Annotated in this window: 12 protein-coding genes; 6 read left to right on the forward strand and 6 right to left on the reverse strand. The window is 41.5% G+C overall.

Annotated elements, in window-relative coordinates; all coding sequences use genetic code 11:
- Window positions 1–111: 111 nt before the first annotated feature.
- The 4 genes from GW828_RS09730 to GW828_RS09745 all read right to left on the reverse strand — a co-directional run bounded on the left by GW828_RS09730 (window position 112) and on the right by GW828_RS09745 (window position 4888).
- Window positions 112–462 (reverse strand): cupredoxin domain-containing protein, encoded by a 351-nt coding sequence (locus GW828_RS09730; RefSeq protein WP_124014888.1) that lies wholly within the window; start codon window positions 460–462, stop codon window positions 112–114.
- 10 nt (window positions 463–472) lie between these two features.
- Entirely contained in the window at window positions 473–2719 is a 2247-nt protein-coding gene (locus tag GW828_RS09735) for a heavy metal translocating P-type ATPase (RefSeq protein WP_273059830.1), read from the reverse strand.
- Window positions 2719–3189 carry a MerR family transcriptional regulator gene (locus tag GW828_RS09740; protein WP_273059832.1) on the reverse strand — a complete coding sequence of 157 codons (471 nt, stop codon included), beginning with the start codon at window positions 3187–3189 and terminating at the stop codon, window positions 2719–2721. The genes GW828_RS09735 and GW828_RS09740 overlap by 1 nt, the downstream gene beginning before the upstream one ends.
- Window positions 3190–3478: 289 nt before the next feature.
- Window positions 3479–4888 (reverse strand): LysM peptidoglycan-binding domain-containing protein, encoded by a 1410-nt coding sequence (locus GW828_RS09745; RefSeq protein WP_273059834.1) that lies wholly within the window; start codon window positions 4886–4888, stop codon window positions 3479–3481.
- A 356-nt stretch (window positions 4889–5244) separates the two neighbouring features.
- On the opposite strand from GW828_RS09745, the gene GW828_RS09750 reads away from it, so the two are divergent.
- Window positions 5245–6819: a YjjI family glycine radical enzyme gene (locus tag GW828_RS09750; RefSeq protein ID WP_273059836.1), complete on the forward strand. Its 1575-nt coding sequence runs from the start codon at window positions 5245–5247 to the stop codon at window positions 6817–6819.
- A complete protein-coding gene (locus GW828_RS09755) occupies window positions 6812–7702 on the forward strand; it encodes a YjjW family glycine radical enzyme activase (protein WP_273059838.1) in 891 nt (296 codons plus the stop codon). Before GW828_RS09750 ends, GW828_RS09755 begins: the two co-directional genes overlap by 8 nt.
- A 34-nt stretch (window positions 7703–7736) precedes the next feature.
- On the opposite strand, the gene GW828_RS09760 is transcribed toward GW828_RS09755, so the two are convergent.
- The gene (locus GW828_RS09760) at window positions 7737–8660 is read right to left on the reverse strand and encodes a LysR family transcriptional regulator (RefSeq protein ID WP_273059839.1); all 924 of its coding nucleotides are present in this window, start codon (window positions 8658–8660) and stop codon (window positions 7737–7739) included.
- Window positions 8661–9246: 586 nt separating this feature from the next.
- Here GW828_RS09760 and GW828_RS09765 point away from each other — a divergent pair.
- The 4 genes from GW828_RS09765 to GW828_RS09780 all read left to right on the forward strand — a co-directional run bounded on the left by GW828_RS09765 (window position 9247) and on the right by GW828_RS09780 (window position 12012).
- A complete protein-coding gene (locus tag GW828_RS09765; RefSeq protein WP_273059841.1) occupies window positions 9247–9888 on the forward strand; it encodes a peroxiredoxin in 642 nt (213 codons plus the stop codon).
- A gap of 67 nt (window positions 9889–9955) precedes the next feature.
- Window positions 9956–10825 (forward strand): MBL fold metallo-hydrolase, encoded by an 870-nt coding sequence (locus GW828_RS09770; RefSeq protein ID WP_182697393.1) that lies wholly within the window; start codon window positions 9956–9958, stop codon window positions 10823–10825.
- 17 nt (window positions 10826–10842) lie between these two features.
- Window positions 10843–11592 carry a sulfite exporter TauE/SafE family protein gene (locus tag GW828_RS09775; RefSeq protein WP_182697394.1) on the forward strand — a complete coding sequence of 250 codons (750 nt, stop codon included), beginning with the start codon at window positions 10843–10845 and terminating at the stop codon, window positions 11590–11592.
- A gap of 15 nt (window positions 11593–11607) precedes the next feature.
- Window positions 11608–12012 (forward strand): rhodanese-like domain-containing protein, encoded by a 405-nt coding sequence (locus GW828_RS09780; protein ID WP_273059844.1) that lies wholly within the window; start codon window positions 11608–11610, stop codon window positions 12010–12012.
- A 111-nt stretch (window positions 12013–12123) separates the two neighbouring features.
- Here GW828_RS09780 and GW828_RS09785 read toward each other — a convergent pair whose 3' ends face one another.
- Window positions 12124–12990 carry an MBL fold metallo-hydrolase gene (locus GW828_RS09785; RefSeq protein WP_273059846.1) on the reverse strand — a complete coding sequence of 289 codons (867 nt, stop codon included), beginning with the start codon at window positions 12988–12990 and terminating at the stop codon, window positions 12124–12126.
- Window positions 12991–13040 lie beyond the last annotated feature (50 nt).

Consider the following 13040-nt stretch of genomic DNA (forward strand, 5'->3'; position numbering starts at 1 on the left):
ATTAATTAAATCTTAGGGTGACATTACACTATCAAGTTCTGAACGTCATTTTGTTCATGTCCCCCAAAGATTCATTATCCAATCCGTTATGCCATAACGGGCTGGTAACGCTTACTCAACGATCAACACGCCTTTATACATTTGCATCTGACAATGAAATGGATACTCGCCTTTTTCCAGAGCAGGTAATGCTACCTTGGTGGGTTTATCCAGTGCTAAATCTTGGCTAATATCTAAGTCGGGTAGCAAGACTGTGGCGGAACATCCGGATTTATCTTGGCGTAAAAAGGTTATTTCTGTCGGCGTATTGGCGCTAATGTTAATTCTTGCCGGCGAATACACCCCGTCTTTAACCACTATTGATGTGCTAGCATCAACCTTAGTTTCATTTGATGGTTTATACAGCCAAAACCACCAAATGATAAAACCGATTAATGCGATACACAGTAAATTAATCAACATTTTGAGTCTCCTAGTGTTCTTTAGCTTTAAACAGACGTAAACGGTTGGCGTTACTGACGACGGTAAGCGATGAAAAGGCCATCGCCGCCCCGGCAATCACTGGGTTTAACAAAATACCAAATACCGGATAAAGCACTCCTGCCGCTAACGGAATACCCGCAACGTTATAAATAAATGCACCAAACAAGTTTTGTTTAATGTTGCGCAGCGTTGCTTTACTAATGGCTATCGCATCGGCTAATCCATGAAGTGATCCACGCATTAAGGTAATATCGGCACTTTCTATCGCGACATCGGTACCCGTACCAATTGCAAAGCCGACATCGGCTAAGGCTAACGCTGGAGCATCGTTAATGCCATCGCCAGTCATGCCAACAATTTCATTTTGTTGCTGAAGTTCAGCGACTTTTTTGGCTTTATCTTCTGGCATAACTTCAGCGAAAAAGTCATCAATACCGACTTTCTTCGCCACTGCGGCTGCGGTGGCTTTATTATCTCCGGTTAACATAATCACTTTAATGCCACTGAGTTTTAGTCTCGCAATCGCTTCGATTGAATCGGATTTTATCGGATCAGATACTGCGATAATGGCAAGTAACTGCCCTGCAAGCGCCAAATACATAGGTGTTTTAGCCTCTTCTGCTAAGGTTTGGGCCTTGGCTTGGTAGTCACTAATCGCAATATTGTTGTCTTGCATCAGTTTTTCATTACCAAACAGTAATGTTTGTCCATCCATCTGCGCTTCTACACCTTGACCCGAAATGGCATTAAAGTGTTCAGTGTTAATGGCTTTAATGCTTCTAGCGTTGGCACTGTCAACAATGGCTTGTGCTAAGGGGTGTTCGGAGTGACTTTCAATTCCAGCTGATAAGGCAATTACCTGCTCTTCACTGTCTGCATGAGCCAGAATAATATCGGTAACTTGCGGTTTACCTTCGGTAATGGTGCCTGTTTTATCTAAAATCATTGCGGTGATTTTAGAGGCCGTTTGTAAAGCTTCACCGTTACGAATAAGTACCCCAGATTCAGCCGCCTTACCAACGCCAACCATTACCGACATTGGTGTTGCGAGTCCGAGGGCACAAGGGCAAGCGATAATCAACACGGTTGTAGCAGATACTATGGCAAATACCATTGATGGCTCAGGTCCAACGTTAAACCACACCATGGCACTGACAATGGCAATGATCATAATGGCTGGCACAAAATAAGCGGCAATGACATCCGCTAATCGACCAATCGGTGGCTTCGAGTTTTGTGCCCGTTTGACCATACTAATAATGTGCGCCAGTGCGGTATCTTTTCCGACCCGTGTTGCTTTAAATATGATTGAGCCAGATTTATTTAAAGTACCGGTGACCACATCATCATCTACAGCTTTTTCAACTGGCATGGGCTCACCGGTCAGCATTGACTCATCAATGGTACTTTTACCTTCAATAACCACCCCATCCACGGGGATTTTTTCGCCAGGACGGACTCTAACATGATCGTTAAGTAACACTTGGGCAATGTCGATATCGATTTCTTTGCCATCACGGATAACCCGCGCCGTTTTTGCTTGCAGGCCAATAAGACGCTTAATGGCTTCAGAGGTCTTACCGCGCGCTTTTACTTCTAGTGCTAAACCAAGATTAATTAAACCAATGATCATTGTGGTTGCTTCAAAGTAAACATGTCTTGCCATTTCAGGAAACCACTGCGGAAATGCCACAATTAGCATCGAATATATCCAAGCCGTTCCTGTTCCCAAGGCGATGAGGGTGTCCATATTGGCGTTATGGTTTAAAAAAGATTTCCAAGCACCAATATAAAAATGTTTACCGGATATCAACATAATGGCCAAGGTAACTACACCAACCAGCCCCCATACCATTTGCTCTGAGAGGCTTGATACCGTCATTTCACCAATAAAAAGTCCATAAACCATCAACGGAATACCGACTGATAAGGCGATAATAGTATGGCGTAATAGACTTTTATAATGCTGTAAATCAGCCTGTTCTTTTTCGTTCATGGCATCTTCTGCCGACTCAGCTTGGATTTGAGTGGCGTTATAACCGGCACTTTCTACCGCTTTTATAATCAACTCGGCAGCAGCTTTACCCTTAACCAGTACCGTTCTGTCGGCAAAGTTCATCTCGGCCGAATCAACGCCTTGCACGCTGTTAATCGCTTTTTCAATTTTGCCCACACAGCTAGCGCAGCCTGCGCCGATAATATTGAGCTGTATAGGTGAATGCGTTGTGTGTTCCATTACTTAACCTCCGTTGGTGTTAATGTAATCTTATCATCCTGATTAATATTTGCAGGAGTACCATCTGTTTGATGTGAACCTTCAATCAAATGGCAAATCATATTTCCTGTCGGTAAGTTATCTGGCATGGTTGACCATTGCTCAACTGCGTGTGCAAGCCTTGAACGTAGTCTAACCATTTCATTAAATTGTCTTTCCGTTTCAGCCAGCTTTTGTTTAACTAACGTTCGCACAAGATGGCAGGCACTTTCACCATGATCGGTTTTTGAAAAAATCACTTTAATTTCTTCAACTGAAAAATCAAGTCTTCGAGCGCTTAAGATAAATTGCATACGCGACTTATCTTTATGGTCATAGACTTTATAACCATTGACTGGAGATTTATTGGGATTAAGTAGGCCAATGCGAGTGTAAAAGCGCACTGTGTCGGCAGTAATACCTAATTCATTAGCAAGTTGGTTCACTTTCATGCAGCCTCCACCGCTAAGGTTAATCATTATAATCATCTGACTATAAACCTATGTGTAACACACAGGTCAAGTAGGGATTTTAACGACTCAAGCTAAAGTGATAATCATTTGGGTGAAAGGTGAACAAGAAAAGCTGTCGATACCGAGCAGAAAATAATAGCGATGACGTCTCACTGTTCATCAAGTCATGGCGCATTAATCGAGAATTAGATGAGAAGCAGATTTAAAATATGTGAACCTCTCATCTCACATTAGCCAGTTTTGTATGATGAGATTAAAGACTAGACTGTTAAATATTGTTTTTTACCGTCTGGTGATAAAACATCAAGGTTTTACCTACACTTAACCTGTCTTTATCCGTCATATTATTCCAACTCGTGATCTGATCAACGCTAACCTTATACACTTTTGCAATACTCCAAAGCGTATCACCAACTTTGACAGTGTGATGATCTTTTGCCTGCGGCTTACTGGCATTTAACATTACTGACGGCTTGTGAGACGCAGTCTGTATTGGCGATAATATGTGAGTAGGCTGAGCTGTAACTAACGCTACTTCGTCAATGGCTGGCGTTCTGATATGCGGCATAAACAAAAATTTACCGGCAACGATTTTATCACTATTAATGTCGTTCATTTGTTGAATTTTAGACACAGTCGTTTGATAACGTTTAGCAATAGCACTCATGCTATCGCCCGGTTTTATTTGATATTTAGACCATTTCATTCTGGCACTAATGTCAGTATCAGCAAGTGCCTTTTTAAATTCATTTACCTTGCTAACAGGCACTATTAATTGATGCGGTCCGTCTGGCGATGTCGCCCAACGATTAAATCCTGGATTTAGATTTTGTAGCCGAGCAATGGGCATATTTGCAAGCTCAGCTGCCACCGATATATCGATTTGACTGCCAACATCAATGACTTCAACAAGTGGTTTGTTAGGAATCGTTTTGAGTGCAATACCATAACGTTGAGCATTTTTTATCACATCGGCGATTGCCAGTAATTGCGGCACATACTGTCTGGTTTCTTTAGGTAATGGTAAAGACCAGAAGTCAGTACTCAGTCCTCTCGCTTCATTGTATCTAATCGCCTCACGCAAGCGACCTTCACCGGCATTGTATGCGGCTAATGCATATAACCAATTATCGGTCTTTTTGTACAGGTATTCGAGCATATCTAATGCTGCGGATGTAGCCGCTGGCACATCTCTTCGACCGTCATACCACCAATTCATCTGCAAGCCAAAATGGCTGGCCATTGGTGAGGTGAACTGCCATAGACCTGACGCATCGGCACTGGAATACGCGAAAGGATTAAATGAGCTCTCAACCATAGGTAGTAAGGCTAATTCAATAGGTAAATCTCGATGTTCAAACTCTTGCACAATCAAATACAGAAACGGCTTTGCGCGTTGCGAAATACTCTCAAGATGCTGTGGATTATCGATATACCACTGTCGATATTGGTTAACTAACTGCTCATCTGGGATTGGCATATCCATTGAGTAGCGGATGCGTTCCCACACATCACCATTGTCTTGGTAATTTCGGCGGGCTAAAGACTTAGGGATCGTTGAGGTTGTTTTATTGGCAGTACTGATATTGCGGTCTGCGTCGGCATCTTTAATTGCCACCGTTTGGCAACCACTTAACAGGATAAAGCCTATTGTGATAAAGACAATTAATGTTCTCAATTAAAGATGTTCCTTAGATCTTACGCTGGCATTTTATGCTCAGCTCGCGAATATTTTTGAAGCAAAAGTCGTCCATTGTAATTGAGTTTTATTTTTCTATCTATCAGTTTTAAAAAGCCAATTTAGAAAAGTTTATCAATGACTTCAACCGTTAATCAATTCAGCTTAACGATAATCATTATGCGTTTAGAATTATTAGGACATAGTATGGAGTAGAGAACTTGATTGATTGTGATCTGCATCATCGGATTTCGATTTTATCAATGCCAACCTCAGCTATTTTCACTGTTTGAACACCCGGTCACTGAGTAGATTAATGGCTATTAAGCATTAGCCTTTAAAAAGTGAATTCAGTCATGTCATTACAAGAAAATATTATCCAAATAGTCAGCCACCCTCACCTTTCTCCTAAGCAAAAATCAAATTATTTGGCCCTAGAAGCTGAAAATAGTCTGCCATATGTGGCAGTGTCTGAGCAGGTTAGTAATGCGATGAAGGACGGTATTATTTGCGATATGTTTGAAGGCCACGCGCCGTTTAAACCGCGTTATGTTCTGCCCGACTACGCTAAATACCTGAAGCAAGGCTCAGAGTACTTAGAGTTATCACCGGCTGAAGATTTTGATGATGCCCTTAATGCGTTAATGGTGCTTTATCATCATGTGCCGTCGGTGACCAATATTCCGGTGTTCTTAGGTCATTTAGATGCGTTATTGATGCCTTTTGTTGCTGGGCTTGACGCTGATGCCATTTATCGCAAATTAACTCGTTTTTGGATCTTACTTGACCGCATATTGCCCGATGCATTTATGCATGTGAATATTGGTCCGACTGATAATATTATTTGCCGGACTTTATTGCGCATTGATCTTGAGTTACAACAAATTGCGCCTAATTTGACCTTTATGTACGAGCCTGCAATAACACCAGATGATTTATTATTGCAGGCGACCACCAATATTTGTTTTTGCAATAAGCCTCACATCGCCAACTATTCGTTGCATGCTGAAACATTCGATAAGCGTGGGTTTGGTATTGTCAGTTGTTATAACGCGCTCCCATTAGCTGGCGGCGCCAATACGTTAGTACGACTTAACTTAAAACAAGTTGCCTTAAAAGCCACTAGCATCGATGATTTTTTTCAACAAGTACTGCCTTATTATGGCCAACTCACCTTTGAGCTTATTGAAGCGCGTTCGGCATTCTTACATCAACAATCACATTTTTTCGACAGCTTTTTGGTTAAGGAGCAACTCATTGATGAGGACCGTTTTGCGCCTATGTTTGGGATTTACGGTATGGCTGAGGCGGTCAATATTTTACAAGCCTTGTCTGCTAAGGAGTTAGCTGCCGCTATTGGATCGCAAGAGGCTACTGATCTATCCAGTAACGCATATGGTCACAGCCAGGCAGCTAATGAATTAGGCCTAAGGATCTCAGCTGCATTGGCTAACATGGTGACATCAACTCCGGTGACCTATGGTTATAAGGGCCGTGCGTTATTGCATTCTCAAAGTGGTATTAGCGTCGATAAAGATGTGACTCCTGGTGTTCGTATTCCTTATGGCACAGAGCCTGATCCTATTAGTCATATTCAAGCGTTAGCGAAGCATCATCAATATTATACTGCGGGAATTAGCGATATTCTTAGCATAGATGAAACCGTAAAATCGAATCCACAAGCCATGTTCCAACTTTGTAAAGGCGCATTTAGCTTAGGTTTTAGGGAGTTTACCGCCAATGTCGCGAATAATGATTTAGTCCGCGTTACTGGTTACATGGTCAAACGATCTGACATTGAAACATTTAAACAACGTGGTTCACGCAGCAATACTAGCGGTTTAGCTGCTGAGGCTGCCATGAATACCGGCATATTACAGCGTCAAGCCCGTGTTATTGCTCACGAACAAGCGCCTTTTGTTTATGAGTAAACTGGCTGTTGTAAGCCAGATATTGCCGTTTTCATGCGTCGATGGACCGGGCAGTAGATTGGTAATTTTTCTACAAGGCTGCAATTATCAATGCAAAAATTGCCATAATCCGCAAACGATAAGTTTGTGTAGTGCATGTGGCGATTGTGTTGATCATTGCCCTGAGCAAGCATTGACGCTCATTGCGTCGCAAGATACAGATTTAAAATGTAAGCCACATATCGTGTGGCACAGCACTAAGTGCACTGAATGTGATACTTGCCTTAGGGTATGCCAAGCACAATCCTCGCCCAAAACGGTAACTTATACGCTTGAGCAAATCCTTGAGGTCATTAGTTGTCAGCGATATTTTATTAACGGTATTACGGTTAGCGGCGGCGAAGCGAGTTTGCAATTACCTTTTGTTATTACTCTGTTTAAGGCGATTAAATCATCTGAGCAACTAGCACACTTAACTTGCATGATCGACACCAATGGTAGTTTAAGTCGCACGGGATGGCATAAGTTACTCCCCTATTTAGATGGTGCTATGGTTGATTTAAAAGCATGGCACCAAGCTACTCACTACTATATTACCGGGCGAGACAACAAAGCGGTATTTAACTCAATTGAGTTACTTGCTCAGCACAATAAGCTGTATGAAGTTAGACTGTTACATATTCCTGAGGTTACAGATTATGATACCCAGATAGATGCCCTAGCGGCTTATTTAACTCAGCTACCAAGTGATACCCGAGTTAAACTAAATGCATTTCACCATCACGGAGTTGGTGAAATCGCTTCAACATGGAAGCAATGCACTCAGGCTGATATCGAAAAATTAGCCGCGCTGCTGAACCAGCGAGGAGTAAATAATCTTACCTTACCGGTCCTATATCTTTAATTCAATTAAGTCGATTTAATCTCGACATCCTATTTCAGCAATGACGACAGTGTAATATTTGCTCATATAACCATCGGTGTGCGGGATCATTCATGCTTTGTTTATGCCATACGAGGCTATAAGCGACTTTGCCATAATCTATAGGTAAAGCTTTAATGATCAGCCCTTGGGCTTGTTTGGCTGTGGCTCCCCAGTGGCGCGAGCAGGTAAACAGTAATTCACTGTGGTGACACATTAAGGCGGCACTACCAAAGTCTGCTACTGAAATGGGGATCGCGCGTTTTTTGGATTGCTGAGCCAGCAAAATATCGAAAAAGGGTGTGCTTAAGTCGGTATCGGTTATACCTATATGGCTGAATCGCAAATAGTCATCAAGGCTGATGTCTTGCTGCAAAGCCAAAGGATGTGATGCATTCATTAAACAAACCATCTCATCATTGATCAAGGTTTCCCAGACTAAATCGTCATCAATATCCGTCGGCTGACTTAGGTCGTGGGGTAAAATAATGAAATCTAACGAGCCCTTTATTAAGCCATCAAAACCAATATTGTCTTTACTGTAAATATCTAAATGGATGTTGGGCGCTAACTTAAGAATATGAGCGCTTATTTTTGCCGCCAGTAGTTCAAAGGTGCTTTCACGCATAGAGAGCGCAAAACGGCCCTGATAATCAGCAGGACTAAACACATCTTGGCTCATGATATGGTTCATATCATTGATCATCTGCTGCACACTAGGGCCCAGTCTTCGCGCTAAGGGTGTGGCGATTAGCGAGTTACCATGTCGATAAAATAATTCATCATTAAGGCTGTTTCTTAGCTGACTCAAGGTTTTACTTACCGATGAGGGGCTTAAACATAAGCGTTCAGCACTGGCAGTGACACTGAGGGTATCAAGCATCACATGCAAAGTGATTAAGTGTTTCATGCTAATACGGGAAAGCTTTGCCAAATCCATTAGTGTCTTAACCCTTTATAAATATTGGATTTAATCATTAAAATATAAAGCTAAAGAGGATATGTGTATAGGCTCAAAAGTCATAATCAAGAGCCGCTTCACAGTGCTGACGAATAAAGAGTCTATTTAAGGCCGTTCAACGTCATTCTAGTTGCTCATGAGTCTTGGCTTATTTCACATTAACCTTTGCTGATCCGTTAATTTCTTTTCTATTCAATATCCAATCACATTTCCCCCAGCACTTCACATGCGTACTAGGCAGCAGTGTTTCTGATCTCGTGGATTGGGTTCAGGGTTTATTACCATCAATAACTGACCTCTCTATGCCATATTTGTCACCATTATTGTCGCTGGTGTCATTTATGACAAAGCATAGCGAGACGATAGTCGCTATTAGATAACACCGATATCAAGCCTTATAAAGCTAACTGATTTAAAAGTGATAATTTTCAATATGTTATAAATAATATGCCAATAAGATCTCGCACCAAGCTAACTTGGCCCACCAATTGCTATTACTAAGTATGTTTGTAATCTGTTTTACAGATTAGGCGGAATTTAAGTTAACCACTACTGGAGTAATAACATGACTGATTCTATTGTTTCTTTTCCACAATTAAACCGACCAGCACCTGCATTTAATACCAAGACGACTCATGGTATGCGCTCTCTCACTGACTATAAAGGCAAGTGGTTGGTGTTATTCTCGCATCCAGCAGATTTCACCCCTGTATGTACTACTGAGTTTATGGGATTTGCACAACACGCTGCAGAGTTTGCTGAGATTAATACCGAATTATTGGGTCTATCTATCGACAGCATTCACTCTCATATTGCTTGGGTACGTAATATTGAAGAAAACTTTGGTGTTGAAATTACCTTCCCTATTATCTCCGATTTATCAATGGCAGTGGCTAAAGCCTACGGCATGATCCAACCTGGCGCGAGTGATACCGCCGCTGTGCGTGCAACTTTCATTATCGATCCTGAAGGTATATTACGTGCCATGGTCTATTACCCAATGAGCAACGGCCGTTCTATTAGCGAATTTGTTCGTTTAGTCAAAGCATTGCAAACCAGCGACGCCAACGGCGTAGCGACTCCAGAAAACTGGCAGCCTGGTGATGACGTTATTGTCCCCCCACCAGCTACTACTGCTGAAGCCAAAGCCCGTTTAAGCCAAGGTTATGAATACACTGATTGGTATTTCAGCAAAAAATCGCTTTAATTTTGCCGGCACAGGGATCTAAGTTCCTGTGCATCTTTTACATAGGATTAATATAGGAACTTTCATAATGAACTCTACTTTTAGTGTCCATGAGTTTTTAGATGATGACAGTGAAACGTTCACTTATGTCGTTGCCGATAATGCCACTTCATATGCCGTTATTATTGACCCTGTTTTAGATTTTGATTACAAGTCAGGTCGTACTGATACTCGAAGTGCCAAACGAGTTTTACATTGGATTGAACGTCAAAACTTGACGGTAAAATGGATATTAGAAACCCATGCCCATGCAGACCATTTATCTGCCGCCAGTTTTATATGTGACAAAGTCGGTGGCAAAATAGGCATTGGCGAGCATATCACCGAAGTTCAAGATACTTTTAAAAGCATATTTAATCTTGAGGCGAGTTTTTTGCCGAATGGCAGTCAATTTGATCGACTATTTAAACATGGTGATCGGCTACAAGTCGGTGATATGACCATACGCATTATGCATACTCCAGGGCACACACCTGCCGATTTAGCCTACATCATTAACGAACAAGCCGCGTTTGTAGGTGACACTATCTTTATGCCTGATGTGGGGACTGCGCGATGTGATTTCCCTGGTGGCGATGCCAATACCTTATATGACTCAATCCAGACATTATTCAGTTTGCCAGACTCGACCGACATTTATGTATGCCATGACTACCCTACTGAAGGCCGTGACCACCAATTTAAAACTCAAATCAGTCAACAAAAACAACACAATATTCATGTTAACGACACCATGTCAAAAGCCGACTTTGTTGCTTTACGACAAAAACGAGACGCCACACTAGCCATGCCAAGGCTGATATTGCCATCGATTCAAGTCAACATTCGTGCAGGAAAAATGCCTGATGCTGAAGACAATGGCACAGTCTATTTAAAAATCCCGATTAACCTTCTTTAAACCTAAGAGTCATCAAAATGATACAAGCAATTATTGGCGCATTATTGATTGGTTTAGTGCTGAGTGTATTGGGCTCTGGAGGCTCAATTATTACGGTTCCAGTGTTGTTATATCTTATTGGTATGCAACCACAATTAGCCATAGCTTCATCATTATGTATCGTTGGTGTTATCAGTTTAATCAGCAGTATGCGTTTCATTAAGCATAAAAAGGTTTCTTGGCGTCATGTGTTCTTATTTGGTTTACCTGGCATGGCGGGGACTTACTTAGGTGCTTGGACAAGCACTTTTGTGACCAGTGACATTCAACTGACTGTGTTTGTCATTTTAATGCTTATGGGTGCCGTCATGATGTGGCGTAATCAATCAAGTCGATGTAAAGCAGGCACGCTGGATGTGACCAAAATCCTCTTACAAGGCTTAGGGGTCGGTGTTGTGACTGGTTTTGTTGGTGTTGGTGGCGGCTTTTTAATTGTGCCGGCTTTGGTGATCCTCGGTGGTATTGATATTGGACTCGCGATTGGCACCAGCTTACTGATTATTACCATGAATTCATTCGTTGGCTTTATAAAATACTACTCATTGCTTTCAGATAAAGGGCTTGAGTTTGACTGGTCGGTTATTGGGATCATGATTACTGGCGGGTTTGTCGGCAGTATTGCAGGTCAATGGATAAGCCAATATTTACCTAAAGCAATATTACAGAAAATATTTGCCGTGTTTTTAGTCCTAATGGCGCTATTTATCCTAACTAAATCTATTATTTAATATCACGAGGTACACATGAAAACTGCTCAAGAATACATAAGTGAAATCAAAGCTAACATTATTGAAGTGAGTACCCATGATTTACTCACGGCAATGCTTACCCCTGATGTGGTTATTATCGATGTCCGTGAACACGAAGAATTTTTATTAGGCCATATCGAAGGTGCAGTGAATTTCCCTCGTGGTGTATTAGAGATGAAAATACACGAGCATCCTTTGGTCAGTCACCATTGCGAATGGGTTTTAGCATTAAATGAATTAGCAGAAAAAGAGATATTTCTGATTTGCCGTACTGGGGGGCGCTCCGCACTTGCTGCTGATTCATTACAAAATATGGGCTTTAAAAAACCACTATCTGTAGCAGGTGGTATGGTGCAATGGCAACAAGATGGATTTCCATTAGTGCCGTATAAGGTTTAAATCACAGTAAGCTAGATATGCTCTGGCTAATGGCTGATATCTTTCACGGCCATTAGCTGGAGGCCGTTTATTTGACCACCAATTGGTAAGATGATTATTTTCGTGATGTGATCACAATTGATTTAGCGGTATTTTAATATAATAGTTATCTTCACCTTCTATGGGTGAAATATTGCCTGCACGAATATTGATTTGGATTGCGGGTAGTAGCAAAGCTGGAGTATCAGCATTTATATGACGTTGTTGATGTAACTGAACAAACTCAGTAAGAGTGACTTTACCCCCTACAACGCGGTTATTCCTTTTTTGCGCAATAACCGATGTTTCTAATTGATTCTCCGCGTTTTTATCTGTGAACGGATAATGTCCTACAAATACACGGGTACAATTTGGCAATGCTAATATCCGTTGAATTGAATGGTATAAGGTGGTTGCACTGCTATCTGGGAATTCAGTACTCGCAGTCCCTAACTCAGGTGTCGATAAGGTATCACCGACAAACACTGTGTCTTCAATAAGATAGCTAACACAAGCTGGTGTATGCCCAGGAGTGTGCATTACGTGAATATTTAAATGACCGAATTTAATCAATTCTTCATCGACAAACAGTTGGTCAAACTGCTCACCATTACACTGAAAGCTTTCATCAAGATTAAGTAATCGCTTAAACGTGTGTTGGACTTTGGTGATATTCTCGCCAATTCCCGTTATCCCTCCTCGATTTTTCTTTATATAGCATGCCGCTGAAATATGATCATCATGGGCATGCGTTTCTAAAATCCATTCAATTTCATATCCATGTTTATCGATATGCTCAATCAGCATATCAGCAAAATGGGTACTTATGGTTCCAGAGGCGATATCAAAGTCTAAAACAGGATCGATTATGGCGCTTTGACGCGTAGCAAGATCCGTCACCACATAAGTAATCGTATGGCTAACGTGATGATAAAAAGGATCGATGCGGATTTTGCTCATGACACATTACTCCCAACAAAATCCCTTGGGCATTTGTTAGATAAAACCTC

Source organism: Shewanella vesiculosa (assembly GCF_009994065.1).
In the GTDB taxonomy this organism is placed as follows: Bacteria; Pseudomonadota; Gammaproteobacteria; order Enterobacterales; family Shewanellaceae; genus Shewanella; species Shewanella vesiculosa.